Below are 26,340 nucleotides of genomic sequence, written 5' to 3'. Positions count from 1 at the left end.
GGTTGGCATGCGCTGGGTGTGTATCGTCTTCCCTCAACTGGCCCTCGATGGTGTGCTGCGTACTCGCCCGGAACCAGACACGCCGCTGGCGCTGCTCAGCGGTCCTGCGCAGCGTCGGGTCGTGCAGACCGTCAATAGCGCGGCTCGGGACCTGGGCCTGCGCCCCGGGCAGTCATTAGCGGCCGCCCAGGCCATCAGCCGGGACTTTGCCTGGGTTGACTATGAGCCGGCCGAGATCGAACGTTGGCAGCAGTTTCTGGCGGCCTGGGCCTACCGCTACAGCTCCCAGGTCAGCTTGCGCTATCCCCGGGCGCTGGTGTTCGAGATCGAGTCGAGCCTGGGCCTGTTCGGGCCCTGGCCGCCGTTACAAGCGCGCTTGCGCGAAGAACTGACGCAACTGGGGTTTCGCCATCGCATCGTGGCCGCACCCAATCCGGCTGCGGCGCGGGCCCTGGCCAATGTCCACGACGGTTTGGCCGTGGCAGACCCGGCCAGCTTGCTGGCGCATGTGCAGGCTTTGCCGATCGCACGCAGCGGGCTGGTACCCACGGTGGCCACGGCCCTGGCGCGCATGGGCCTGCGCACGGTACAGCAACTGCTGGCGCTGCCGCGCGAGGCCCTGGCCCGGCGCTTTGAACCGCGGGTGCTGGAGCATCTCGATCAGTTGCGCGGGCTGCGGCCATTGCCCCTGGAGTTCTATCAACCGCCGGAGCGCTTTGAGGCGCGGATCGAACTGAATTTCGATGTGCTGTCGCATCAGGCGTTGCTGTTTCCCCTGCGCCGTCTTACCGCTGATCTGGCGGCGTTTCTGGCCGGGCGCGACAGCGGTGTGCAGCGCTTCGAGCTGCTGCTCGAACATGCCCAGTGTGAGCCGACGCGGGTCCCGGTCGGCCTGCTGAGCGCCGAGCGTGAGCCGGGCCTGTTGTTTGAGCTGGCGCGCGGGCGCCTGGAGCAGATTCAGGTCGGCGCCCCGGTACGGGCATTTGGTTTGCAGGCGGCGGACTTGCCACGCTTTGTCCCGCAACATCGGCAATTGTTCGAGGAACGCCCGCAGCAATCGCTGCCCTGGGAGCAACTGCGTGAGCGCTTGCGCGCTCGGCTGGGCGACGAGGCGGTGCGCAGCGTGGGTTGGCAGGCGGATCATCGTCCGGAGTACACCTGGCAATCGGCGGCCGGGCATTTGTCCGGCCCGCCCGCGGGGGATGTGCGCCGTCCTGGCTGGTTGCTGGCGGAGCCGGTGGCCCTGGCGGCGTCGAGCGTGCGCGTGTTGCAGGGCCCGGAGCGTATCGAGTCGGGGTGGTGGGACGGTGGTGATATCCGTCGCGACTATTTCCTGGTGCAGACCGCCACCGGCCAGCAGGGGTGGGCCTATCGCGCCGTGGGCGAGGAGGGGCCCTTGCTGTTGCAGGGCTGGTTCGCATGAGGCCGGAGTATGCCGAGTTGCATTGCCTGTCCAACTTCAGCTTTCAGCGTGGCGCCTCCAGCGCCGTCGAGTTGTTCGAGCGGGCCCGGGACGAGGGTTACCAGGCCCTGGCGGTGACCGATGAATGCACCCTGGCCGGTATCGTCCGCGCCTGGCAGGCGGCCCGGGCCGCCGGCGTGGCGTTGATTGTCGGCAGTGAAATGCAGGTCGAGAACGGCCCCAAGCTGGTGCTGCTGGTGGAAAATCTTGAGGGCTACCAGGGGCTTTGCCGGTTGATTACCCGGGCCCGGCGCCGCGCGCCCAAAGGCCAGTACCGGTTATTGCGCGAAGATTTCGCCGAGCCTTTGCCCGGGTTGCTGGCGCTCTGGCTGCCGGGCCCGCAGGCCTGTGTGGAGCACGGGCAATGGCTCAGCTCGGTGCTGGCCGCCCGAGTGTGGCTGGCGATCGAACTGCACCATGGCCAGGACGATGACGCGCGCCTGGCCAACGGGTCGGCCCTGGCCGCCCGCCTGGGCCTTGGCGCGGTGGCCAGTGGCGATGTGCATATGCATGTGCGCGGCCGTCGGGCTCTGCAGGACACCATAACGGCTATCCGTCATCATCTGCCGGTGGCCGAGGCTGGTCTGCGGTTGTTCGCCAATGGCGAGCGGCATTTGCGTAGCCGTGAGACCCTGGGCCGGCTCTATCCGCAGCCCTTGCTCGACGAAACCCTGGTGATTGCCCGGCGCTGCACCTTCGACCTGAGCCAGTTGCGCTACCAGTACCCCCGCGAGCTGGTGCCGGCCGGCCAGACCCCAGCCACGTGGCTGCGTCACCTGACCGAAGAGGGCCTGCGCCGCCGCTGGCCAGCGGGGGAAAGTGTCGCTGTGCGCGAGTTGATCGAGAAGGAATTGACGCTGATCGCCGAGCTGGCATACGACAGCTATTTTTTGACCGTGCACGATATCGTCGACTTTGCCCGGCGCCAGGGCATCCTCTGCCAGGGCCGGGGGTCGGCGGCCAATTCGGCGGTGTGTTATGCCCTGGGCATCACGGCCATCGACCCGTCGCTGTCGAGCATGTTGTTCGAGCGTTTTCTGTCGCGCGAACGTAACGAACCGCCGGATATCGATGTGGATTTCGAGCACGAGCGCCGCGAGGAAGTGATCCAGTATGTGTTCCAGCGCTACGGGCGGCATCGGGCCGCGCTGACGGCGGTGGTCAGCACCTACCAGGGGGCCGGGGCGATTCGCGATGTGGCCAAGGCCCTCGGCCTGCCGCCGGACCAGGTCAATGCCCTGGCCGATTGCTGCGGCCGCTGGAGCAATGAACCGCCGAGCGAAGAGCGCCTGCGCGAGGCCGGTTTCGATCCGCAGAGCCCGTTGCTGCGCCGAGTGCTGGTGTTGACCGGGCAACTGATCGGCTTCCCCCGCCACCTGTCCCAGCACCCTGGCGGCTTTGTCATCTCCGAAGCGCCGCTGGACAGCCTGGTGCCGGTGGAAAATGCGGCCATGGCCGAGCGCACGATTATTCAGTGGGACAAGGACGACCTGGACCTGGTCGGCCTGCTCAAGGTCGATATCCTCGCCCTGGGCATGCTCAGCGCGCTGCGCCGGACCTTCGACCTGCTGGCCCGTCATCGCGGCCGCGAACTGACCCTGGCGAGCATCCCCAAGGAAGACCCGGCGACCTACGAAATGATCGGCCGTGCCGACACCGTGGGGGTCTTCCAGATCGAGTCGCGGGCCCAGATGTCCATGCTGCCGCGGTTGCGGCCGAAGAATTACTACGACCTGGTGATCGAGGTGGCGATTGTCCGGCCGGGGCCAATCCAGGGAGGGATGGTTCATCCCTATCTGCGTCGGCGCAAGGGCGAGGAACCCATCGACTATCCCTCGCCCGCGCTCAAGGCGGTGTTCGAACGCACCCTGGGGGTGCCGCTGTTCCAGGAACAGGTGATGCAGATGGCGATTGTTGCGGCCGACTACAGCCCTGGCGAGGCCGATGAGTTGCGCCGTTCCATGGCCGCCTGGAAGCGCCATGGTGGGTTGGAGCCACACCGCCTGCGCCTGACCCAAGGCATGCTGAAAAACGGCTACAGCGGCGAGTTCGCCGCGCAGATTTTCGAGCAGATCAAGGGCTTTGGCAGTTACGGCTTTCCCGAGTCCCATGCCGCCAGTTTTGCCCTGCTGACCTACGCCAGTTGCTGGCTCAAATGCCATGAGCCGGCAGCCTTTACCTGTGCGCTGATCAACAGCTGGCCCATGGGGTTCTATAGCCCCGACCAGTTATTGCAGGATGCCCGGCGCCACGGTTTGCAGATTCGCCCGGTGGCGGTCGAGGCCAGTGACTGGGAGTGCAGCCTGGAACCCATCTCTGGCGCGCAACCGGCGATTCGCCTGGGGTTGCGGATGATTCGCGGTTTTCGCGAGGACGCGGCGCGACGCATCGAGACGGCGCGCACGGTGGCGCCGTTCCATGACCTGGCCGACTTCGATGCGCGGGCCGGGCTCGACGCCCAGGCCCAGGCAAGCCTGGCTGATGCGGGGGCCTTGCGCCACCTGGCCGGGCACCGGCATCAGGCGCGCTGGGCGGTGGCCGGGGTGCAGCGACAGCTGGGGTTGTTTGCCGGCCTGGCGAGTACGGATGAGCAGGTGGTCGAGTTGCCCAAACCCAGCCAGGGGGAGAATCTGCAAGCCGACTACGCGATGCTCGGGACCACGCTGGGGGCTCATCCGCTGGCGTTGCTGCGCGACCAGCTGCGTGCAATGCGCTGTCGCAGTGCCCGCGACTTGGCCAGTGTCGAGCATGGACGGCCGGTCAGTGTGGTGGGGCTGGTCACCGGGCGACAGCGCCCGGGCACGGCCAGCGGGGTGACCTTTGTCACCCTGGAAGATGAGTTCGGCAATATGAATGTGGTGGTCTGGCGGGACCTTGCCGAACGCCAGCGCAAGGTGTTGGTGGGCGCTCAGTTGCTCAAGGTCGACGGGCGCCTGGAAGTCGAGGGCGAGGTCCGGCACCTGATTGCCGGGCGGCTGACGGACCTGTCGCCCATGCTGGCCGATATCACCGTGCGCAGCCGCGACTTCCACTAAGGCGCCTTACCAGAGTGCAGGCGCGGCCTCGACCTGGCGGCTGATGGCGGCAATGGCCTGTTCCACATCCTGTTCGCGGGTATAGCGGCCCAGGCTCAGGCGGATGCTGCTGCGCGCCTGGGCTTCGCCAAGGCCCAGGGCCAACAGCACATGGGAAGCGGCATTGCAGGCCGAGTTGCAGGCCGAGGTGGATGACACGGCAAGGTCCTGGGCCAGGCTGGTGCTGCTGAAGCCAGGTCGCTCGATACACAGGTTCAGGGTGTGGGGGATGCGTTGCTCGGCGCTGCCATTGAGGCGCACACCGGGCAGCGCCTGCAAGCCGTCGCGCAGACGTTGGGACAGCCGGGCGATACGCTGGCCTTCCTCGACCATTTCGGCGCTGGCCAGGGCGAAGGCACTGCCCATGCCGACGATCTGGTGGGTGGCCAGGGTGCCGGAGCGCAGGCCCTGTTCATGCCCGCCGCCGTGGATCTGTGCGTGCAGGGCCCCGCGTGCGCGCTCGCCGACATACAGCGCGCCGATACCTTTGGGGCCATAGGTCTTGTGTGCGGAAAACGACATCAGATCGACCGCCAGTTCGCTCAGGTCAATGGCCAGCTTGCCGGTCGCCTGGGCGGCATCGACATGCAGCAGGGCGCCGTGCTCGCGCACGAATTGGCCGATGGTGGCGATATCCGTGGTGGTGCCCAGTTCGTTGTTGATCAGCATCAGCGACACCAGCAGGGTGTCGGGGCGCAGGGCCTGGCGCACGGCGTCAGGCTGGATCAGGCCCTGGCTGTCGGGTTCGAGCCAGGTGACCGGGTAGCCGGCCAGTTCCAGTTGCCGGGCGGTGTCGATAATGGCCTTGTGTTCGATACGGCTGGTGATGATGTGGCGGCGCTCACCCAGGCTGGCCTGGGCCACGCCTTTAAGGGCGAGGTTGTTTGATTCGGTGGCACCGGAGGTCCAGATCAGCGCCTCGGCGCTGGCCCCGACCAACTCGCCGACCTGCCGCCGGGCCTGTTCAACCGCTTGGCGGGCCTGGCTGCCAAAGGCGTGGGAGCTGGACGCGGGATTGCCGAAATTGGCCTCGCGCCCGAGACAGGCGACCATGGCTTGGATAACCCGGTCGTCGACGGGGGTGGTGGCGGCATAGTCGAAATACAGCGGGGCAGTCGGCATGGGCAGGGCTCTTTCAAAACGGGTTATGCCGAAATGGTACTAGCCTGTTAGGCGAAAAAAATTGCTTTGTTGGCGAATTATTCGGTGTTGCTAAGTATTTGATTCTATTTTTTTGTCTTTAAATGAAAATTTATTCCATTGTCCTTTTAAATTCCAACAAGCATATATCTTTATGGAATAAGCGGGCGATAAAACCCTAAGCGAGCAACGGCCCGCCCACGGAATGATCTTCGGCGGGCCGTTGCGTGTGACTTTCCAGCGCAGCGCTATCAGCGCATCTAGGGGGCGGCTTTGCTTGCGCATGACCGGCTGCGGCGTGTTCCAGGAAGTCATCTAACTGCGCGGACTCCTGGGTGTAGATGCCGGCCGCCTGTCTCGACGCCTGCAATGGGCTGGATTGCTGCAAAGGCGACAGGATTTGATAGGTTTCGCCCGGGCGAAAATCCTAGACTTCGGGCTTCAACAGACCCATCAACGTCGAGGCACCGATCATGAACACCCTGTCTGTCGAAAGGGATGTCAACCCAACGCATACGGCTTTCCGGCACGAGGGCCGGGAGGTTCTGAGCAACCCGAGAGCGGCGCTGGTGGAGACGCCCGGGGATGTCCAGACCCTGCTAGGTTTCGCTGAAGCGTGTGGCGGGCCCCGCTCGCTGGTCAAGACAGTTGCCTCTGGGGAGTGCACAGCCCGGCGCTCGTTTCTTTTGAGCTGTATCGCCTGGGTTGAAGTGTCGCTGAACGATGGTACATGGTGCCAAGGCGAGCCTTTTTACAATGTGGAGCGCATGTTGATGGCGGATCTGGTTCAGATGGCCAATGACCGGAAACCAGGGTTGAACCTGGTCTATCTGGAGGCGCCGGAGCCGCTGGGGGCCTTGATCAAACAAGCGATGGAAGGGGCGGATGCCACTCGCTATGTCGTCAATATGGGCGACGATGGCACGCATTTCGCGGTGTTCGATTGCCGGATTCTGGACGGACATGCCTCCGTCATTCTGTTTGAGCCGACAACGTTTGAGAGGATGATGGCGCCGGCGCCGACGAAACTGGCGCTTCGCGCCAAAACGGCCGTGCAGAGGGCGTGCTCGTTAGAGACTTGCCATTTTTTGACCGTTGAGATGAATCTGCAGAGAAGTGTCAGCGAATGTGGGGTGTTCAGCCTGGCGCTGGGTAAGAAGCTGCACAAAGAGCATCAAGCCTTGAGCTCTCTGCATCAGCTGAATGTCCAGAGAGTCTTTTCTGACAACCCCTTCATGCCGCCTTCCGAGGCGGCCCAATACTTGCCGCCGAGCTTCTACAAACATGTTCAGGGCCGTGCGCGAATGGCCGAGTATCTGGAGACCCGTCCGGATGCCGAGCAAGTCATCCTCAATAAAAAACAGCAGACATTGCGCGAGCGCGTTAACGGGCACATGGAGGCGGTGGGGGGGAGAGTCATATCCAAATCCGCGCACGACAAGAGACTCACGGAGTTGAAGGCCCTTGAGCGCTATCTTGCCTGATCCGGCTGTTGGCCTCTGGCCTTCCATTGCCGATCCTGCACGTTGCCCGTGGAGCCCATGCCTGACAACTGTGCCGAATTCGTCTTCGTGCAGGGCCAAAGGGCTCAAGCCGCCAGCCGGTGCCTGGGGCAAGCTGGAACGCCAGCACGAGGACGTGAAGATGATCCGCATGACCCTGGACGAAGCCCGCGAGTTGGCCGAGTCGATTCTGTTGCACAACGGTTTCAGCCCTGCTCACGCCCAGGCGGTGACTGCCACGGTGGTCGCCGGCGAGCGCGATGGCTGTGCGTCCCATGGGCTGTATCGGGTGCTCGGTTGCGTGAGTTCGCTGCGCAACGCCAAGGTCGAGGCCGCGGCCGAGCCTCGGGTGATCGATCAGGCGCCGTCGATTGTGCGGGTGGACGCCGCTGGCGGTTTTTCCCAGCTGGCGTTCCAGGCCGGCCTGCCGTTGTTGGAAGAGAAGGCCCGGCGCAACGGGATTGCCGCCCTGGCGATCAACCGCTGTGTGCACTTTTCCGCACTTTGGGTCGAGATCGAGCAACTGACCGCCGCCGGCCTGGTGGCCCTGGCGTGCAACCCGAGCCATGCCTGGGTCGCACCGGCAGGCGGCAGCCGCCCAGTGTTCGGCACCAACCCGATTGCCTTTGGCTGGCCGCGCGCGGGCCGTGATCCGTTTGTCTTTGACTTTGCCACCAGCGCCATTGCCCGGGGCGATATCGAGCTGCATCGGCGGGCCGGCAAGGCCATCCCCGAAGGCTGGGGGGTGGATGCCCACGGGCAGCCGAGTACCGACGCCAATGTGGTGCTCGACCAGGGCGCCATGCTGACCTTTGGTGGGCACAAGGGCTCGGCCCTGGCGGCCATGGTGGAGTTGATCGCCGGGCCGCTGATCGGCGATCTGACCAGCGCCGAATCCCTGGCCTATGACGCCGGCAGCAAGTCCTCGCCCTACCATGGCGAGCTGATTATCGCCCTCGATCCCCGGCGTTTTCTCGGCGATGCCACCGAGGAGCACCTGGCACGTGCCGAGACGTTGTTTGCCGGGATCGAAGGCCAGGGCGCGCGCCTGCCGTCGCAGCGTCGCTATGAAGCGCGAGCCCGCAGCCTGGTCGAAGGGGTACAGATCCCCGAGGCACTGTACAACGACCTCAAGGCTTTGATGTTCTAAAGGAAGCGGGCGCCCAAGGCGCCCGCTTCGGTCTACAGCGGGTCGCGGCTGTGCTGGCCGTCGACCAGGCGTGCAATGCCCAGCGGGTTGGCATTTTGTAAGGCCTGGGGTAGCAGGGCGTCCGGGCAGTTCTGGTAGCACACCGGGCGCAGGAAACGCTCGATGGCCAGGCTGCCGACCGAGGTGCCGCGGGCATCCGAGGTGGCCGGATACGGGCCGCCGTGGACCATGGCATCACAGACTTCGACCCCGGTCGGGTAGCCATTGAACAGTACCCGCCCGACCTTCTGCTCCAGCACCGGCAGCACGTGGGCAAACGGCACCAGATCGCCCGGCTCGGCAATCAGCGTGGCGGTCAGTTGGCCATGCAGGCACTCCAGGGCCTGGAGCAGTTGCGCCTGATCGGCCACTTCGACTACGACGGTGGCCGGGCCGAACACTTCTTCCTGCAGTAGCGGATCACTTTGGAGCAGCAAGCTGATATCGGCCTGGAACAACTGCGGCTGGGCCTGATTGCCCTGTTGTGCGCGCCCGGCCAGATGCTGCACGCCGGGGTGGGCGAGCAGGGCCTGAATGCCGTGGCCGTAGCTGGCGAGGGTGCCGGCATTGAGCATCGTCTGCGCTGGCTGGTCGCCCAGCAGGCTCGCCAGGCGGCGGGTAAAGGCGCTGAATTCGGCCGAGCGAATGCCGATCACTAGCCCGGGGTTGGTACAGAACTGCCCGCAGCCCAGCACCACCGACGCGGCCAGCTCGGCGGCGATTTTTTCGCCGCGCAGGGCCAGGGCTTCGGGCAATACCAGCACCGGGTTGATGCTGCTCATCTCGGCAAATACCGGGATCGGCTGCGACCTTGCGGCGGCCATGTCGCACAGGGCACGGCCACCCTTGAGCGAGCCGGTAAAGCCGACTGCCTGGATGGCCGGGTGCTTGACCAGGGCTTCGCCGACGCCGGCACCGTAGATCATATTGAATACGCCTGCGGGCATGCCGGTCTGCTCGGCGGCCCGCAGGATCGCATTGGCCACGTGTTCGGCCGTGGCCATATGGCCGCTGTGGGCCTTGAACACCACCGGGCAACCGGCGGCCAGGGCGGCGGCGGTATCGCCGCCGGCGGTGGAGAACGCCAGGGGGAAATTGCTCGCCCCGAACACGGCCACCGGGCCGACGCCCAGGCGGTATTGGCGCAGGTCGGCCCGTGGCAGCGGTTGGCGTTCGGGCAGGGCGCGGTCGATCCGTGCCCCGTAGAAGTCGCCCCGGCGCAGTACCTGTGCGAAGAGGCGCATCTGGCTGCTGGTACGGCCACGTTCGCCCTGGATACGCCCGGTCGGCAGCGCGGTCTCGCGGGTCACCAGCTGGATAAAGTCGTCGTCGAGGGCGTCGAGTTGCGCGGCAATCGCCTCGAGGAAATCGGCGCGGCGGCTGGCCGGCAGTTGGCGGTATGCGGGGTAGGCGGTGGCGGCCGCGCGGGCGGCGGCATCGACTTCTTCGGCGGTGGCCTGGATGAAGCTGTAGGGCAGGGGCTCGCCGCTGCTGGCATCGTGGCTATGGAGGGTAAAACGGCCGGCGGCGCTGCGAGCGCCGCCGATAAAGTTGTGGCCGATAATTTCGGACATGCGCGGGCTCCTGAAAGGCGCGGGGGAGGGGCGAAACGCTACGCGGTACGCAGGGCCCGTCCCTGGCGGAACGGGCCGATTGCGGGATCGATCAGAGACCGACATCCGGCAGTTGCGGACGGTTGGCCAGGGCCTTGGCCATGATCTGCTCGACAAACACCCGATCCGCTTCTGGCAGGGCCAGGCGTGGTGGGCGGGTCAGCGCGCTGCCGCGACCGGCAATGGCTTCGCACAGCTTGATGCACTGCACCAGGTCGGCACGGGCATCGAGGTGCAGGATCGGCATCAGCCATTCGTAGATCGGCATGGCTTCGGCAAAGCGGCCGGCCTTGGCGAGGCGGAAGATCGTTTCGCCTTCCTTGGGGAACACGTTGGACATGCCCGAGACCCAGCCTTCGGCGCCAACCGCGAGGCTTTCGAGTACCACGTCGTCGAGGCCAGCGAACAGCACGAAGCGGTCGCCGACTTCATTGCGGATGTCGATAAAGCGCCGGGTGTCGCCCGAAGAATCCTTGAAGCACACCACGTTGTCGCAGTCGGACAGCGAAATCAGGATGTCCGGCGTCACGTCGTTTTTGTAGATCGGCGGGTTGTTGTAGACCATCAGCGGCACGTCGGCGTTCTTGGCCACGTAGCGGTAGTGTTCGGCGGTCTCGAACGGCTTGGAGCCGTAGACCAGCGCGGGCATCAGCATCACGCCATCGACGCCGACCTTGCGCACCGCGTTGGCCACTTTGGCGGCCTGCACGCTGGTGAACTCGGCCACGCCGCAGATCACCGGTACACGACCGCGCGAGGCGTCGACGGCGACTTCGGTCACGGCGATCTTTTCTTCGGCGGTCAGCGAGGTGTTCTCGCCCACCGAACCGCAGACCACCAGGCCCGAGACGCCGTCACGGATCACATTGGAGATGACCTGGTGGGTCTTTTCCAGGTTGATGGTGAAGTCGTCGTTGAATTGAGTGGTGACCGCAGGAAAGACGCCACTCCAGTTGATGCGCTTGCTCATGGTTGTCTCCGGTTGTGTCTATTGTATTTCGTATACGATATTTTAAAGCCCTAAGTTGGGCCAGTGTTTTTTTCTGTTCAAGCGGTGTTTAAGTTATTTATCCAACTGAATCATTGGCTTGGCTATCACGCACCGGGCCAGGTGTCCGATAGGCGGTAGCCTTGGGGCCACGGGTCGCTCGGATCGAGCAGCAGTTGATGGGTGCCGGTGATCCACGCACGCCCTGACAAACAGGGGTAGATGGCCGGGCGGCCGGCCAGTTCGGTGGCCGAGTCGATGCGGCACTGGAACTCGGAACCAATGATCGAACGGCCGATAAAGCGGTCGCCAACCTTGAGAATGCCCTTGGCCTGCAGCACGGCCATGCGCGCGGAACACCCGGTGCCGCAGGGGGAGCGGTCAATCTTGCCGGGACGGATGACCACGGCGTTGGCGCCGGTAGCGATACCGTCTTGGTAGACGATGGGCGCGGCGATCTGGCAGAACGAGATATGGGACCAGTCCGGGTTCAGCGGATGGACGAAGCCCAACTGCTCGTTGGCGGCCTGGGTGATTTTCAGGCCGATGGCAACGATGTCCTTGGCTTCATCGGGGCGAATCTCGAAGCCCAGGCGTCGCGCATCGACAATCGCAAAACTGTCGCCGCCATAGGCTGTATCGACCTGGATCGAGCCCAGGCCTTCGACCTCGATCCAGGCATCGAGACGGTCGGCAAAGGACGGTACGTTCTTCACCTCGACCCGTTGGACCTTGCCATCGCGGCACTCGGCCACGGCTTCGATCAACCCGCCGGGGGCTTCGAGGACCAGCCGGGTCTGCGGTTCGGTCATCGGCAGGATGCCGCTGTCGAGCAGCACCGTGGACACGCACAGCGAGTTGGAGCCGGACATCGGCGGCGTGTCGGCCGGCTCCATGATGATCCAGCCCATCTGCGCACGTGGATCCTTGGGCGGCACCAGCAGATTGACATGGCGGAACACGCCGCCCCGCGGTTCATTGAGGACGAAATTGCGCAGGGTCTCGTCCTGGGCGATCCAGCGCGACTGCTCCCAGACCGTAGCGCCCGGCGGCGGAGCCACGCCGCCGACAATCACATCGCCGACCTCACCTTCGGCGTGGCAGCTGACCACATGGATGATTTTCGATGAACGCATTGCCGACTCCTATTTGACCGATTTGAGGAAGGCTGCCGTTTCCGGCTGCATGGGGTTGCCGATCACCTGATCGGGCGAGCCGATCTCGTGGACCAGGCCGTTGCGAAAGAACGCCACGCGGTCGGACACATCGCGGGCAAAGCGAATTTCGTGGGTCACCAGGACCATGGTCATGCCGTCTTCGGCGAGCATGCGCATGGTGTCCAGCACTTCGCCGACCAGTTGCGGGTCAAGGGCCGAGGTGGCTTCGTCGAACAGCATGTAGTCCGGTGACATGGCCAGGGCGCGGGCAATCGCCATGCGCTGTTGCTGGCCGCCGGACAGCTTGCCGGGGAACGTCTTGAACTTGTCGCCCAGGCCCACATGGGTCAGTTGCTGGATGGCCAGGGCTTCGGCCTCTTCGCGGCTTTTGCCGAGCACCTTGCGCGGCGCCAGCATGACGTTTTCCAGCACCGTCAGGTGAGGGAAGGCGTTCCATTGCTGGAAGACGATACCGATCTTCTGGCGCAACTGATTGAGGTTGGTGCCCTTGCCGTGGACCTCGATACCGTCGACGCGGATGCTGCCTTTCTGGATCGGTTCCAGGCCGTTGATGCACATCAGCAGGGTCGACTTGCCGGAGCCGGAGCCGCCGATGATCGACACCACTTCGCCCTTGTTGACGGTCAGGCTGACACCCTTGACCACTTCGAGGTCGCCGAAGGATTTGTGTACGTTGTCGATCTCAATCATTTTCTTGCCACCTTCTTTCCAGACGGGCGCCCAGGCGTGCAACCACCAGGCTCATGACGTAGTAAATGAGGCCCGCGATGCACAGCACCAGCAGGGGTTCCTGAATCCGCGTGACGATGGTCTGCGAGGCCCGCAGCAGCTCGACGATGCCGATCCACATCACCAACGCAGTGTCCTTCATCACGCTGAGCACCAGGTTCAGCCAGCCGGGGAAGGCCACGCGCGAGGCCATGGGCAGGACAATCCAGCGCAGGTCCTGCAGGTAGGTCAGCCCCAGGGAGCGGCTGGCCCGGCGCACGGTCGGCGGCACCGAGAGCACGCCGCTGCGCACGATCTCGGTGAAGTACGCGGCGGCATAGACCCCCAGCACGATGCAGCCGACGCTGAAGGCGCTGATGTTCAGGCCGACGATGCTCTTGAACGAGTTGAACAGCACGAACTGGATCAGCAGCGGCACGCTGCGAAAGATATCCAGCACCCAGGCCAGCGGTAGGCTGGCGCGCGGCAGCAAGGCGCGCAGCAGGCCGAACAGCAGGCCGGCGACGGAGCCGAGGATGATCGACCAGAACGTCAGTTGCAGCGTGACCCAGGCGCCATCGAGCATGAACAGCAGGTCATTCCAGGTAAAACTGGTGGCAAACATGCACAGGTCCTCAGTAACGGAACAGCCGCCAGGCCATCAGCCGGGCTACCGCGACGATCAGCTTGGCGATCAGGTAATACAGCACCGCGGCGATGGCGAAGTATTCGAAGGTACGGAAGGTCTTGACGTTGTAGTCCTGGGTCACGCCGGTGAGGTCGTTGTTCAGGCCGACGATCACCCCCAGGGACGTCATCAGCACCGCCCAGACCATCTGATTGCTCAGCGGGTAGAACACCACCCGCAACAGCTGCGGCACGATGATCATCCGATAGGCCTGGAAGGCGCTCATGCCCAGGGAGCGGGCTGCGCGCATCTGTGTGGTGGGCACGGCCTTAAGGCCGCCGCGAAAGTTCTCCGCCAGGTAGCCGGCGTTGTTGAACGTGATCCCCGCCAGCAGGGCGAACCAGGAGCTGACGTGCAGCCCCAGCGAACCCAGGCCGAAGTAGAGGATGTAGATCTGGAACAGCGACGGCGTGTTGCGGGCAATCGACACCCAGCCATTGCCGATGCCGCGCAGCAGGGGCTGCTTGGCTTCGCGCATGACGGTCAGGCCCAGGGCAATCAGCACCCCGAAGATCATCGACAGGGCGGCGGTCTCGAACGTGACCCAGGCACCGCCGAGCATATCGGGCAGGGCGCGCAGGGCCGCTCGCCATTGGAAGGTATAGTCAAACATGCGCGGGGCTCTCCAGAAGGGCAGCAGGTGCCAGCCAGGTCGGCAGGCGGCCCGTGCTCAGGGCGGTACAGGCCGATTCGACACACTCGCCCAGGCTGGCGAAGTGCACCGGCCGACCGGCCAGGCCGGGGGCGTAGTGGGCGTACTTGCCCGAGTTGGTCATCAGCGTGCGGGCGGCAGGCGGGATCACCGGCTCGCCAAGCATGCACCAGCAGGTGTCGGTCACCAGGGTCGCGCCAAAGGCCTCGATGGCCACCAGATAACCGGCGGCGCGGGCCTGTTCCAGCACGGCGCGCCCGCAGGTAATTGCCAGGCTCACCTGCGGGTGTTTGCGGCGGCCCTGGCACAGTTGCGCGAGGCGCGCGAACTCGCTCAGGGAGAAATGCGGGTTGCCCAGTGAGACCATGTCCACGGCCGGGTCGCGGGCGCTGTTGAGTTCGCGCCAGCTGAGCAGCAGGTCTTGCAGGCGGATGCGGGTGACCGGCAGTGGTTGACCCGGCGCGATGACCTGGGTCGGGTCCAGTGCCTCGGGCGTCACGCCGGCGATATGAAACAGCGGTGCGGCCGAGGTGGTGGCGAAGGCTGCGCCAAAGGCCTTCAGGTCGTCCAGGCTCGGCTGGCGTTGCTCCAGGCCGAGGATCAGCGGCACCTGACTGCCGACCAGCGTGCCGATGTGGTAGCCGAGCAGCGGGTAGAAGGCGTCATCCAGTTCGCCCAGGGGCGGTAGTTCGATCTGCAGCCGGGCCTGGCGCTGGGCGTCCAGGTGGCAGCCGATCAGCGGTGCGCGGCCGGTCAGGGCAATGCAGATATCCAGGTAATCGGGGTACTTCTGGGTGCGCGCGCCCAGTACGCTGTTGGCGTAGACCACGGCGTTGGATTCGGCCCAGACAATCTGCTCGCCCAGTTTTGGCGCGCTGTCGAGAAGATAGGGTGCGCAGGTAAAACTCAGTTGCGCGCCCATGGCCATATAGGCATCACCCAGGGCGCTGGCCGGCTCGCCGAGCGCAGCATCGATGCCCAGTTCGCGCCAGCGTCGCTGGTCCACGGAAATCGAGTTGAGGGTGGTCGGCACCCGCACCTGTGCGCCCCACTGCACCAGTTGCTGGGCAAAGCGCAGGCTGGCGGGACCGGTATAGATGCAGCCGTCGATATGGGCCTGGGTCACGTCCACCAGGCAGGGGGCGCCTTGCAACTGGGCCATGCGCAGAACGATCTGCATAGCGACCTGGGCGGCCTGGCCATGGCGGCCATCGAGTAGCGCCTGGTCGAGTTCGCTGAGGGTCAGGGAGGTATTGGTAGCAAGGTCCGGCGGCGCGTCGGGCGTCGTCGGGGAGGATTCGATAGGGCTGTCGTGCAGTTTCAGCTGTTCGCCCAGGACCTCTGCAAAGCCGTGGCCGCGCAGCGTGGCAAAGGCCTCCCGGCCGATGCAGAGCACCGGCAGGGAGCGGTTGAAGAAGGTCTGGGCCACCAGCACGCCCAGGGTCAGGATCTCGTCGGGTTCAGCCAGCACCAGTGCCGCCGGTGCATGGCCATTGCTGATCAGTTCCATCATCACACTGCTGCCGGTGCATGAGCCCCGGCCGCTGGGGATGGCCAGCACGCGGCCAGCCAGGTGCTGGCCGCTGAGGGGGTGGTGCCGATCGATCACTTCGCCGGTAAACGGATCGACGCCGCCCCAGAAACTCAGCCCGGTGTCGGCAAACAGCAGGGCGCCGTGGCCGGCGCCCTCGACCAGGCTATGCCCGGTCAGGGAAGTGGGCGTGCTGGGCATGCCGGTCACCTCAGTAGTAGACGTGTGGCACGGTCAGGTCGGTCGGCGGGATCTCGGTGCCGACCCACTTGACGAACAACTCCTTGTAGCGCCCGCTGCGTACTTGCTGGTTGACGAACAGATTGAGGTAGTTGATCAGGCCGTATTCGTTACGCTTGGCGCCCAGGGACACGTAGTCGATGACATACGGGGCGTTGCCGGCGATCTTCAGGTTTTTGTACTTGCCCGATTTCAGGGTGGCGGCGGCGACGGTGTTGGTCACCACGGTGGCATCGATATGGCCCTGGGCCACGGCGAGGATAGTGTCGTTCTGCGATTGGTAGGCACGGAAGCTGCCGCTGCCCCAGCTCTTCACGTCTTTTTCCAGGGCGATGGCTTCATAGGTGCCGCTGGTGTTGCCCAGGGCCTTGCCCTTGATGTCGTCGAAGCTCTTGATGCCGGTGTCGTCGCGGGTCAGCACGACCATCTGGAAGGCGAAGTAGGGAATGGTCAGGCCGACGGTCTTGGCCCGCTCCAGGGTGTCGGAAGTGGAGGCGACGATGATGTCGGCGCGCCCGGAAATCAGTGCGGGAATACGATCAGGAAAGGGCGTCTCGACCACTTCGGCATCGACGCCGAGGACTTTCGCCAGGTCGTTGCAGTAGTCCACGTCGAAGCCGGCGGGTTTGTTGGCTTCATCGCGAAAACCCATGGGCGGGAAGTCCAGGGTGACGGCGCAGCGCAGCTTGCCCGAACCGATGATGTCATCGAGTTTGTCGGCCTGGGCGGTGGCAACGAAGGAGGTACTGAGCACAGCGCTGAGGGCTACGGCAAATGCGGGGTTTTTCATAGAGGCCTCGTTATCGGAAAAGTGCTGTTGGCTATCGTAGTGAGAATTTCGTATACGATATTTGTTTTGCAATGGCCGTGCCTATTTCCGCTTCGAGTCTCGATTTTTTCACCGGGCCTTAAGCTATATGTCCTACAGAGAAGGTGATTTGCCAGTGGGCGTCAAGGGCGACGAAAGCGCGGGTTGCCGGGTGTTACATAAGGGAGCAGTGCACACCCGCGACGCCCGCTAAAGGAACACCGGCGTCTTAACGGTGGGTATCGCGGTACTGGCTGGGGGATAGGCTGGTCAGGGCGCGGAACTGGCGGCTAAAGGCGCTATGGTCGGTATAGCCGCAGCGCAGGGCGATCTCGGTGATCGGCAGGTCGTGCTCCAACAGCAGGCGCGAGGCTTCTTCAAGGCGCGCCTTGTGGATCATCTGCCGGGGCGTGAGCTGGAAGATTCGCTTGCAGTGACGTTCCAACTGGGCCACGGACAGGCCGGCAATGGCCGTCAACTCGGCGAGGCTGATGGCGCGGGCGAAGTGGTTGCGGATATGGGCATCCACTGCTGCCAGTTTCTGGAACGCTGGGTGGTTGGACTGGGGCAGCTGCAGGTCGCGGGAGATGCCGGCCAGGCCGACCACCTCGCCCTGTTCATTGCGCAGGGCGAGCTTGTGGGTCAGGCACCAGACGGGCTGGTTGGCGTCATACAGGTGCAGTTCCAGTTGGTCGGCCAGCTCACGGCCGCTGCTCAGTACGCGTCGGTCCTGCTCGGTATAAAGCGGGCCGAAGCGCGCCGGGAAGACCATCTCGGCGGTCAGCCCGAGCAGGTCCTGGCTGTGCTTGAAGCCGCAGCGCCGGGCCAGGGTCTGGTTGACGAAGGCGTAGCGCGCCTCGCGGTCTTTGATAAAGAAGACCACGTCCACCAGGGTATCGAGCAGCGGCGCGATGGGTTGCAGGCTGCCCAGTAGGGTAGGCAGGTCGCAGGGCTTGAGCGTGTTGAGCGATAGGTACATGGCGCCGGGGGTCCGAGGAGTACCCCCGGGATCATAGAGATCCGCTGGCGCGGCCGAAAGCCCCGGCGCGGGGCTTAGAGCGGCGGGGTGTCGTCGAGGCACAACAACGTCTCGATACGCGCCGGGCTAAAAGGCGGGCGTGGCACGGGCGGTGTCCAACCAAACAGATGCTGCGCCGCGCCGCCGCAGACCCGGCCCTGGCAGGCGCCCATGCCGCAGCGGCTGGCCAGTTTGGCGGCGCGCCAGTCCGCATGCCCGGCCAGGGCCTGAAAGGCGACATCCTCGCAGCGGCAAACCAGGGTGTCGGGTTTTGCCAGCTGTTTGAGCGCGGGCGCGATGGCGAAGGCGTGGTTTAGCGTATCGGCAAACCCTTGCCAGCGTGCCCGTTGCGGCCACAACCGTTGGGCCGCATCGCGCTCGCCAACGGCGGCCAAACCGGCAATGGCGCCTTCGACCAGGGCCAGCTCGCTGCCGCCAAAGCCAGTGCATTCACCCGCGGCGTAATGATCGGCCAGGCTGCTGGCTTGCCAGGCATCCACCGCCAATGCCGTGCCCGACAGGGCGCAGCCCAGGGCCTGGCCCAGTTGGGTATTGGGGATCAGGCCGAAGCCCACCGCCAGGCGCTCGCAGGCCAGTTCAACGACCTTGCCCTGCTGGTGCAGGCGCACGCCTTCCAGGCGGTCGCTGCCCAGGGCTTCAAGGACATGGCTGCCTGTGCGGTAGTGATGATCGAACAAGCCAAAGGATTGCAGCAGCTTGTGCGGCCAGCGCGGTAATTGCGCGGCGAAGCCGGCGACGGCCCCTCGCGATGCCTGCTCGGCAATCCGCACAATCCGTGCACCGTTGCTGCGTGCCGTGGTGGCGCTGGCCAGTAGCAGCGGGCCGCTCCCGGCGATCACCAGGCGCTCGCCGCTCACTGGCAAACCGCCCTTGATCAATGCCTGGAGGCCGCCGGCGCCGGTCACGCCGGGCAGGGTCCAGCCAGGGAAGGGCAGCAGCAGTTCACGGGCGCCGGTGCACAGGATCAGTGTTTCGTAGGTCATGACCCAGCCGCGCTCGGCGTCTTCGAGCAGCAGTTGTTTTGGGCCGGCCTGGGCGATAACCCGGGTGTCCGCGTGATGGCGCACATTGCTCAGTCCCAGCAGCTGTTCGCGCATCTGCCGTGCCTGGGCGGGCAACTTGGCTTGGGGGCCGTCGCGCCAGATCTGCCCGCCGGGCAGTGGGTTATCGTCCAGCAGCACGATACGCGCACCACTGGGCGCAGCTGCGAGGGCGGCGGCCATGCCCGCAGGGCCGGCACCGATAATCAGCAGGTCGGCATAGTCGCTCATGGTCGGGTCTCCACGTGCATGCCGTCGCGGCAGAGGGTCTGGCAGGCCAGGCGACGCCGGCCGTCGATGGTGACCCGGCATTCCTGGCAGATCCCCATGCCGCACAGCGGTGCGCGGCGTTGGCCGCTGACCGAGGTGCGGCTGCTACCGTCGCCGCCCAGGGCCAGGGCGGCGGCCACGCTGGTGCCGTCGGCGACGCGCAGCACCCGGCCATCGAGGGTCAATTCAGGCATGGGCGGGTTCTCCAAGGAAACGTTCAGGCAAATAGGCTTGCGCATTCAGCGGCGTGGTTTCGCCGAACAACTGGGCCACCAGCAGATCAGCCGTCGCGGGGGCCGTGGTGACGCCCAGGCCTTCATGGCCGACCGCCAGCCACAGCCCCGGTCGTTGTGGGTGCTGGCCAACCAGGGGCAGGCCGTCCGGGCTGGCCGCGCGAAAGCCGGTCCAGGCGCGGATGGCGTTGAGCTGGGCGAGCCCGGGCAGGTATTCGACGGCGCGCTTGAGCATCTTGGCGAGCATCCAGCTCTCGACCGCCGGATCAGTGGTGCCAAATTGCCGCGAAGCGCCGATAAACAGCTGGCCGGTAGGCCGTGGCTGGATGTTGCAGGCGGTCGAAGGGCCGCTGGCATGGTGAGCGCTGGTGACATAGCCCAGCTCGACCAGGGTATGGGTCACGGTGCCGGGGTAGCGGTCAGTAATCAGCAGATGGCCTTTTTTCGGTTCGATGGGCAGTTCCGGGCACAGTTCGGTGGCTTGAATACCGTTGGCCAGGACCACCGCGCCGGCGCCGAGCCACTGGCCGCTGTCGAGGCGCACGCGCTGGCCGTCGACTTCACTGACGCGCGCCTGGCGCTGGCGGATGCCGGGAGTATCGAGCATCCAGCGGGCGGTGGCCGGGGCGTAGAGAATCCCGTCGCCCTTGATCAGCAGGCCGCCGGTCAGGCCATCGCGCAGGTGCGGCTCGCGCTCGCTCAGGGCCGCGCGGGTCAGGAGTTCGCAGGCTTCGCCGTGTTCGCTCAAGTGGGCGAACTTGCTTTCGGCCACGGCCATTTCCTCGCCATTGGCCGCCAGCCACAGGGTGCCGTTGGTGCGATAGGCGCAGCCTTCGGGCAGCGCCGGCGCGGTTTCACGCCAGCGCCGCAGGGAGTATTGGCTAAGGGCCAGTTCGGCCGGGTTGTCATCGAGCACCAGCAGATGGCCCATGCCGGCGGCAGTGGCGCCGGGCAGGCCGGCGTCTAGCACCAGCACGTCGAGGCCGCGCAGGGCCAGGGCCTGGGCACAGGCGGCGCCGATAATGCCGGCGCCGATCACGATCACATCGGCGTCATGGCCCGGGTTCACAGCTGGATGCCCCAGGCGAACGGATCATCCTGTTCGAGGATCAGTGTGGCTTCGGCGCTGATATGGGCGCGGCCGCGAATGGTCGGGATGATGCGCTCGCCGGCGGTGGTGGCGTCGAGCCGTTCATAGGAGCCTTCGAATTCGCTACCGATGACACTGGCCTGGCGCCAGATCTGCCTGGGTTGCAGCTTGCCGTCGGCGGCCAGGCAGGCCAGTTTGGCGCTGGTGCCGGTGCCGCAGGGCGAGCGGTCATAGGCCTTGCCTGGGCAGAGCACAAAGTTGCGGCTGTCGGCGTGTTCGTCGTCGGCGAACAACTCGATATGGTCGATCAAGCCGCCGTCATCCCCGCGGATGCCTTGGCGGTCAAGGGCCTGCTGGACCGCCACGGTGTAGGCGGTCAGGGCTTCGAGGTTGTCGCCGGCGACTCGCTGGCCATGTTCGGCGATCAGGAAAAACCAGTTGCCGCCCCAGGCGATATCGCCAACCACTGTGCCGATACCCGGGACCTGCAGCGTCACGGCCTGGCGATAACGATAGGCCGGGACATTGCGCACGCTGACCGAGCGATCTTCATGGAGGGTCGCCTGGACCGTGCCCACGGGCGTCTCGATGTTGTGCACGCCCGGGCCAATCCGGCCCAGATGGGCGAGGGAGACCACCAGGCCGATGGTGCCGTGGCCGCACATACCCAGGTAGCCGCTGTTGTTAAAGAAAATCACCCCGGCGCAGGCGCTCGGGTCCACGGGTTCGCAGAGCAAGGCCCCGACCAGTACGTCGTTGCCACGCGGTTCGAGCATGCAGGCGGTGCGCCAGGCATCGTGCTGGTCGGCCAGGCGCTGGCGGCGCTCGGCCATGCTGCCGTGCCCCAGGTCGGGAAAGCCGTGGGTAACCAGGCGGGTCGGTTCGCCGCCGGTATGGGAGTCGATCACGCTGATGCGTTGCATGGGGGCCACATCCATTGAGAAGAGTGGCCATCAGAGTGGTGGATCAGTGGTTGATTCGGCTTGATGGATTTGCCGGGTGCCGATGACGAAATCGGCACAGTGACCAAAAAAATTCAGCGGGCGCTGGGCAGGTGGGCGAAGAGGGTTTGGCAGACCCCAGCAATATGTTCGTCGAGCAGGCCCACGGCACGCTCGACATCGCCATCGCGGCAGGCCTGGAGGATATCGCGGTGTTCATGGTCGGCGCGATCCTTGCCGGCGGAAAGGCTCATCTGCATGCGCAGGTAGCGTTCCAGCTTGTCATTGATCGAACGGATCAGGCTGACCAGGAAGGGCCGCTGGGCCGGCTCGTAGAGGCAGGCGTGCAGCTCCCAGTTCAGTTCGGCCCAGCGACCGACGTCGTTTTCGCCGACGAACTCCCGGCAGATGCGCTCGGCGCGCTCGAAGGTCTCCTCGGTCATGTTCGGGATGGCCAGGCGCAGGGCCTTGTCTTCGAGCAGCATGCGCACTTCGAACATCTGCGCCAGCTCGGCTTCGGACATCCGCGTGACCATGGCCCCGCGATTACGCTGGAACAACACCAGGCCCTCGGCTTCCAGGCGCTTGAGCGCCTCGCGCACGGGGATCTTGCTGACATTGAACTGGCGGGCGATATCGTCCTGGCGGATCGGCTCGTCCTCGGCGAAATGCCCGGCCACGATGGCATCGCGCAAGTGCCGGGTGATGATCTCCGACGTCGAAGGGGTGTTGCCCAGGTTGGGCGCATTGAGTCGAGATGGATTCACGGCGGCGATCATTCGAAAGGAGGTTGGGATATGGTATACGAATTTTTCGGCTGTCGCGCTGCTGGCGGGGCTTCTAGAAGGTCGCCGCAGGGGGTGTGCCTCAATTGCCGTCAGGCAGCGTCTGGGCCTGAGAGCGCTGCGCACTCGGCCGCAGCCTGGCAGTAACGGCTACGGGACGGGCGCAACGGGTTGGCGCTCCATCAATCCTGAGGCAGGTTATTGAAGATCTTTTCCAGCGTGCCGTTGAGCTTGGTGATCTGCGCTTCGGTCAGGCCCTTGAAGCTGGTGCGAAAGATATCGCTGGTGCCCAACTGGATCTTTTCGATGGTCTGGCGCCCGCTGTCGGTCAGTGACACTTGGGTCACGCGTCCGTCACTGGCGCAGGTGTTGGTTTCCACCAGGCCGTCGGCCTTCATGCGGTAGACGATCTTGGTGATAGTCGACAACTTGGCGATGGCATGGATGGAAATTTCCGAAATGCTCGATTCGCCGTTTTCCTTGAGGATAAACAGGATCCGCCAACGGGGGATGTCCATATCGATTTTCTTCAGCGCTTTCTCCATGGCCATGGAGTAGCGTCCGTGCAGGCGAGCCAGCCAGTAGAAGGGGAACTCTTCTTTCTTGAAGTCCTCACTGGCGGGGTTGTAGCGGCTCAAGCGCTTTTTTGGGGTGTTCATAAAGATTCGCGGTGCCTTGGCTCGAAGCCGGATTGATAGGGGCGCAGTGCCGATGGCGCGCGTGCAGGGGGGCAGCGGGCGCCATTGTCGCGCCCGCCGTCGCAAAAAACCAGCCGGGGCTGCGGGCCCCGGTGAGGGGACTCAGCCGTCGATAAAGCGCTCGGCCAGGTCCAGTTGGGAGTTGGCCAAGCGGTGCAGCTCTTCGCCAATCTGGGTGCTGCGCCGGGACTGGTCGCTGCTGGTCTGGGCCAGCTCGACGATCTGCGCGATCTGCCCGTTGATCTCCTGGGCTACCTGGCCCTGCTGCTCGATGGCCGAGGCCATCTGCAGGCTCATGCCGGAGATCTGCCCGACTTCCTCGCAGATGCGCTGCAACGCCGTCTGCACCTGCTCGACATCTGTCCGCGAGGCGCGCGCAGCGACTTCACCGCGCTGGGCGGTGCTCAGGGCCTGGGCGCTGCCCTCGCGCAGTTGTTCGATGGACTGCTGGATCTGCTCGGTGGACTCGCGGGTACGGGTCGCCAGGCTGCGTACTTCATCGGCGACCACGGCAAAGCCGCGGCCGCTTTCGCCGGCCCGTGCCGCTTCGATCGCGGCGTTGAGCGCGAGCAGGTTGGTCTGCTCGGCAATGCTGCGAATCACATGGGCCACGCCACTGATCGACTCAATCGACTCGGCCAGGCGGCTGACCGCTGTGCCGATCTCTTCCACCGACTCGCAGAGGCTGGTCATCGATACCTGGCTCTGATCGGAAATCCGGTCGCCGTCATGGGCCAGTTGGTCCACGGCCTGGGTCGCGGCAGCGGTCTGCTGCAGGTTGCGCGACAGTTCCTGGATGGTTGCACTCATCTGGTGGACCGCCGCCGCCGACTGCTCGGCTTCTTCGAGCTGACGCTGCAATTGCCCGGCTTGGGTCTGCACCAACTGCGAGGACTCGGCCGCGCTCTGGCGCAGGGTCAAGCCATTGATCCGGATCCGTGCCATGACGGTACGCATGCGGGTTTTCTGGCTGGTTAGCGCCATGCCCAGGTGCCCGGACGCGCTGCTCGAATCGCCCATCAGCGGCGCCAGCAGGGCGTCGCTGTAGACCAGTTCATGCTGGGCCATGATTCGCTGTACATCGGCGCGTTGGCGGGCGCTGGCCTGCCAACTGGTCGCCGCCAGGCCGGCCAGCAGGGGCAGGCCCCAGGCCGGTTCAAGCCATTGACCAAGCATGGCGGTGGTGACCCCTGCGCCCAGCAGCCAGGCCAGGCCATGGCTGGCCAGTTGTTCGCGCAGGCGCTCGCCAGCACTCAGCGGGCCCTGGCCGGCATTGAGCCGGCTGTACAGCAGGTCGGCGCGCCGGCTCTGCTCGCGGTCCAGCGGATGATAGGCCGTGCCCAGGGCATTGAGCTGACCGCCTTCGAACAGGGGCACCACATAAAGGTTGCACCAGAAGGTCGTCCCCAGCTTGTCGCGGCCCATCAGCGGGCCGGTCCATGGCACGCCGCTGCGCAAGGTCTGCCACATGCGCTCGATGACGCGGGCAGGCATGCCGGGGTGGTTGATCAGCCCGAAGGACTTGCCCTCCAGCTCGGTGCGGGCATAGCCGCACATCGCCAGGTAGGCATCGTTGCAGGCCAGTAGCTGGCCCTGGGTATCCAGGCGCGAAATCGGCACTTCGTCCGGCATCGCTAGCAAGGCTTGACTCATGACAGGCTCCCGCCAGTTACCAGCTCTGGCCGCGCTCGGCGTGCATCTTGCGTACCATGGCGGTGAAGAATTTATCGGCGAAGCCGCTGTCGCGAATCAGCATCGCGGTGAGGTCGGCGCACTTGGCGCTGATGTCTTCGGGCAAGGGATTGTCTTCGCCACCGTGGGCACCGGCCTGGCACTGGATCTCGGCGGCACGCTGGACGGTCCAGAGCAGGAAGAAGGTCTTGGCGATGCTGCTTTCACCGACCGCGATGCCGTGGTTACGCAGCACGAGGATGTGCTTGTCGCCCAGGCTGTCGATCATCCGTGCCTTCTCGTCATCGAACAGCGTGATGCCTTCGAAGGTGTGGTAACCGATGCGTCCATAGAGCTGGGCGCCATAGAAGTCGTTGTGGGCAAAGCCGGCCTTTTTCATGACGATGGCCGAGATCGGCGTGGTGTGCGTATGGATCACACACTCGATGTCCGGGCGCGCGCCATGCACGGCGCTGTGCAGGGCAAAGCCGGCCGGGTTGGCGTCGTAGGGCGAGTCTTCGAGTTTGCGCCCGTGCAGGTCGACCTTGAGCAGGTTGGCGGGCGTCACTTCGGTGTAGTTCAGGCCGAACGGGTTGACCAGGTAGTGGTGCGCCGGGCCGGGCAGGCGGGCGGAGATATGGTTGAAGATGGTCTCGGTCCAGCCGAAAAAGTCCACCAGGTGATAGCAGTGCGCAAGCTCGACGCGCAGGGCCCATTCTTCGTCGCTGCAGTGGGCCGGTTTTTCCAGGGATGCTTGGTTCATAGCGGATTCCTTGTGCAAAACGTCAGAGGCAGGCCTGGTCGCCACGAAAGCGCGCCAGGGCAATCAGATGTCGGGTCAACGGCATGGGGATGGCCATGCAATCGGCCAGCTCCAGCACGGCGTCGCCAATGGCGGCCAGTTCCAGGGGGCGGCCCTTTTCATAGTCCTGCAGCATCGAGGTGCGCACCGCACCCATGCCGGCGCCGAGGTCGAGAAAGGTCTGCGGATCGATGCTGACCCGCGCCCCGTGGGCGGCGGCGGTCAACAGGGTTTCATGCAGCGAGGTACTGACCAGCGCGCGCAGGGCAGGCTGGCCGTAGAGTTGCTCCAGGGTCGCGCCGGTAATCACCGACAGCGGGTTGGAGGTGATGTTGGCAATGATCTTGGTCCACAGATTGTCGCGAATACGGTCGGTGGCCCGGGCCTCGATCCCGGCGCTTTCGATCAGCGCACGGACGCGCTCCAGGCGCGGGCTCAGGCTGTTGTCCGGCTCGCCAAAAATCATCAGGTGCGGGTTGCTGGATTCGACCACCGCGTTGGCCGGGCACTGGGCGGTGATAAACACCACGCAGCCGAGTACCTGCTTCAGGTCCAGGGCCTGGGTCAGGGCACCCGCCGGGTCGACGGCCTCGACGATCCGCCCGTCCAGCCGACCGCCTTCGCCATGGAAGTACCACCAGGGCACGCCATTGACTACCGGCACGACCACGGTATCGGGCCCGATCATCGGCTGGATCTGGGGGAGCAGGCTGGCCAGGGCCGGAGCCTTGGTGCACAGGAAGATCAGGTCCTGTTCACCCAGTTCGGCGGCATTGGCGCTGGCCTGGACCTGGACATGGTGCTGGCCGTCCAGGTCGCTCAGGTGGATGCCGTCACGCTGCAGCGTGGCCAGGGTTTCGCCCCGGGCCAGGACCTTGACGGCCTGGCCGCTGGCGGCCAGGCGTGCGGCGAGGGTGCAGCCGATGGCACCGGCACCGGCGATGCAGATGCGCAGAGGGGAAGCGTTCATGGTGACTCCGCAGATTCTGGGGCGCCCG

At 65.1% G+C, this 26,340-nt stretch carries 24 protein-coding genes; 4 read left to right on the top strand and 20 right to left on the bottom strand.

What is annotated here, in order from left to right; genetic code table 11:
- Positions 1 to 7 precede the first annotated feature (7 nt).
- Both NPS46_RS07120 and NPS46_RS07115 read left to right on the top strand, forming a co-directional pair.
- Complete coding sequence (locus NPS46_RS07120; protein ID WP_274105727.1) at positions 8 to 1,423, top strand: Y-family DNA polymerase; 1,416 nt, start codon at positions 8 to 10, stop codon at positions 1,421 to 1,423.
- Positions 1,420 to 4,497, top strand: coding sequence for an error-prone DNA polymerase (locus tag NPS46_RS07115; RefSeq protein WP_274105726.1), 3,078 nt, complete (start codon positions 1,420 to 1,422; stop codon positions 4,495 to 4,497). Before NPS46_RS07120 ends, NPS46_RS07115 begins: the two co-directional genes overlap by 4 nt.
- A gap of 6 nt (positions 4,498 to 4,503) precedes the next feature.
- On the opposite strand, the gene NPS46_RS07110 is transcribed toward NPS46_RS07115, so the two are convergent.
- Both NPS46_RS07110 and NPS46_RS07105 read right to left on the bottom strand, forming a co-directional pair.
- A complete protein-coding gene (locus NPS46_RS07110) occupies positions 4,504 to 5,658 on the bottom strand; it encodes a cysteine desulfurase family protein (RefSeq protein ID WP_274105725.1) in 1,155 nt (384 codons plus the stop codon).
- A 90-nt stretch (positions 5,659 to 5,748) separates the two neighbouring features.
- Entirely contained in the window at positions 5,749 to 5,991 is a 243-nt protein-coding gene (locus NPS46_RS07105; RefSeq protein WP_274105724.1) for a hypothetical protein, read from the bottom strand.
- A 158-nt stretch (positions 5,992 to 6,149) separates the two neighbouring features.
- Between NPS46_RS07105 and NPS46_RS07100 the strand changes: the two genes are divergently transcribed.
- Both NPS46_RS07100 and NPS46_RS07095 read left to right on the top strand, forming a co-directional pair.
- A complete protein-coding gene (locus NPS46_RS07100) occupies positions 6,150 to 7,160 on the top strand; it encodes a YopJ family acetyltransferase (RefSeq protein WP_274105723.1) in 1,011 nt (336 codons plus the stop codon).
- Between the two features lie 160 nt (positions 7,161 to 7,320).
- The gene (locus tag NPS46_RS07095; RefSeq protein ID WP_274106033.1) at positions 7,321 to 8,328 is read left to right on the top strand and encodes an Ldh family oxidoreductase; all 1,008 of its coding nucleotides are present in this window, start codon (positions 7,321 to 7,323) and stop codon (positions 8,326 to 8,328) included.
- Positions 8,329 to 8,360: 32 nt separating this feature from the next.
- Here NPS46_RS07095 and NPS46_RS07090 read toward each other — a convergent pair whose 3' ends face one another.
- From NPS46_RS07090 to NPS46_RS07005, 18 genes are all read right to left on the bottom strand, one after another.
- Positions 8,361 to 9,941, bottom strand: a complete 1,581-nt coding sequence (locus NPS46_RS07090; RefSeq protein ID WP_274105722.1) for an aldehyde dehydrogenase (NADP(+)) — start codon at positions 9,939 to 9,941, stop codon at positions 8,361 to 8,363.
- A 91-nt stretch (positions 9,942 to 10,032) separates the two neighbouring features.
- Positions 10,033 to 10,950, bottom strand: coding sequence for a dihydrodipicolinate synthase family protein (locus tag NPS46_RS07085; RefSeq protein ID WP_274105721.1), 918 nt, complete (start codon positions 10,948 to 10,950; stop codon positions 10,033 to 10,035).
- 125 nt (positions 10,951 to 11,075) lie between these two features.
- The gene (locus NPS46_RS07080; protein ID WP_274105720.1) at positions 11,076 to 12,104 is read right to left on the bottom strand and encodes a trans-3-hydroxy-L-proline dehydratase; all 1,029 of its coding nucleotides are present in this window, start codon (positions 12,102 to 12,104) and stop codon (positions 11,076 to 11,078) included.
- A 9-nt stretch (positions 12,105 to 12,113) separates the two neighbouring features.
- Positions 12,114 to 12,836, bottom strand: a complete 723-nt coding sequence (locus NPS46_RS07075; protein ID WP_274105719.1) for an amino acid ABC transporter ATP-binding protein — start codon at positions 12,834 to 12,836, stop codon at positions 12,114 to 12,116.
- A complete protein-coding gene (locus tag NPS46_RS07070) occupies positions 12,829 to 13,479 on the bottom strand; it encodes an amino acid ABC transporter permease (RefSeq protein ID WP_274105718.1) in 651 nt (216 codons plus the stop codon). The genes NPS46_RS07075 and NPS46_RS07070 overlap by 8 nt, the downstream gene beginning before the upstream one ends.
- A gap of 10 nt (positions 13,480 to 13,489) precedes the next feature.
- Entirely contained in the window at positions 13,490 to 14,155 is a 666-nt protein-coding gene (locus NPS46_RS07065; RefSeq protein ID WP_274105717.1) for an amino acid ABC transporter permease, read from the bottom strand.
- Entirely contained in the window at positions 14,148 to 15,926 is a 1,779-nt protein-coding gene (locus tag NPS46_RS07060) for an aconitase X (protein ID WP_274105716.1), read from the bottom strand. Before NPS46_RS07060 ends, NPS46_RS07065 begins: the two co-directional genes overlap by 8 nt.
- 10 nt (positions 15,927 to 15,936) lie before the next feature.
- A complete protein-coding gene (locus NPS46_RS07055; RefSeq protein WP_274105715.1) occupies positions 15,937 to 16,755 on the bottom strand; it encodes a transporter substrate-binding domain-containing protein in 819 nt (272 codons plus the stop codon).
- Between the two features lie 247 nt (positions 16,756 to 17,002).
- Entirely contained in the window at positions 17,003 to 17,752 is a 750-nt protein-coding gene (locus NPS46_RS07050) for an AraC family transcriptional regulator (protein ID WP_274105714.1), read from the bottom strand.
- A gap of 74 nt (positions 17,753 to 17,826) precedes the next feature.
- Positions 17,827 to 19,083, bottom strand: a complete 1,257-nt coding sequence (locus tag NPS46_RS07045) for an NAD(P)/FAD-dependent oxidoreductase (RefSeq protein WP_274105713.1) — start codon at positions 19,081 to 19,083, stop codon at positions 17,827 to 17,829.
- Positions 19,080 to 19,316, bottom strand: a complete 237-nt coding sequence (locus tag NPS46_RS07040) for a (2Fe-2S)-binding protein (protein WP_274105712.1) — start codon at positions 19,314 to 19,316, stop codon at positions 19,080 to 19,082. The genes NPS46_RS07045 and NPS46_RS07040 overlap by 4 nt, the downstream gene beginning before the upstream one ends.
- Positions 19,309 to 20,424, bottom strand: a complete 1,116-nt coding sequence (locus NPS46_RS07035; protein ID WP_274105711.1) for an NAD(P)/FAD-dependent oxidoreductase — start codon at positions 20,422 to 20,424, stop codon at positions 19,309 to 19,311. The genes NPS46_RS07040 and NPS46_RS07035 overlap by 8 nt, the downstream gene beginning before the upstream one ends.
- Positions 20,421 to 21,368: a 4-hydroxyproline epimerase gene (locus tag NPS46_RS07030; protein WP_274105710.1), complete on the bottom strand. Its 948-nt coding sequence runs from the start codon at positions 21,366 to 21,368 to the stop codon at positions 20,421 to 20,423. The genes NPS46_RS07035 and NPS46_RS07030 overlap by 4 nt, the downstream gene beginning before the upstream one ends.
- 113 nt (positions 21,369 to 21,481) lie before the next feature.
- Positions 21,482 to 22,165, bottom strand: coding sequence for a GntR family transcriptional regulator (locus NPS46_RS07025; protein ID WP_274105709.1), 684 nt, complete (start codon positions 22,163 to 22,165; stop codon positions 21,482 to 21,484).
- Positions 22,166 to 22,353: 188 nt separating this feature from the next.
- Entirely contained in the window at positions 22,354 to 22,830 is a 477-nt protein-coding gene (locus tag NPS46_RS07020; RefSeq protein ID WP_274105708.1) for a MarR family winged helix-turn-helix transcriptional regulator, read from the bottom strand.
- A gap of 141 nt (positions 22,831 to 22,971) precedes the next feature.
- The gene (locus NPS46_RS07015; RefSeq protein ID WP_274105707.1) at positions 22,972 to 24,522 is read right to left on the bottom strand and encodes a methyl-accepting chemotaxis protein; all 1,551 of its coding nucleotides are present in this window, start codon (positions 24,520 to 24,522) and stop codon (positions 22,972 to 22,974) included.
- Between the two features lie 16 nt (positions 24,523 to 24,538).
- Complete coding sequence (locus NPS46_RS07010) at positions 24,539 to 25,303, bottom strand: class II aldolase/adducin family protein (RefSeq protein WP_274105706.1); 765 nt, start codon at positions 25,301 to 25,303, stop codon at positions 24,539 to 24,541.
- A 22-nt stretch (positions 25,304 to 25,325) separates the two neighbouring features.
- On the bottom strand, positions 25,326 to 26,312 hold the full coding sequence (locus NPS46_RS07005) for a ketopantoate reductase family protein (protein ID WP_274105705.1): 987 nt from the start codon (positions 26,310 to 26,312) through the stop codon (positions 25,326 to 25,328).
- Between the last annotated feature and the right edge of the window lie 28 nt (positions 26,313 to 26,340).

Origin of the sequence: Pseudomonas putida, from assembly GCF_028682395.1 — a bacterium.
Classification (GTDB): domain Bacteria; phylum Pseudomonadota; class Gammaproteobacteria; order Pseudomonadales; family Pseudomonadaceae; genus Aquipseudomonas; species Aquipseudomonas putida_AB.
Note: the sequence above shows the minus strand (reverse complement) of the source record. Positions and strands in the feature narration are given on the sequence as shown.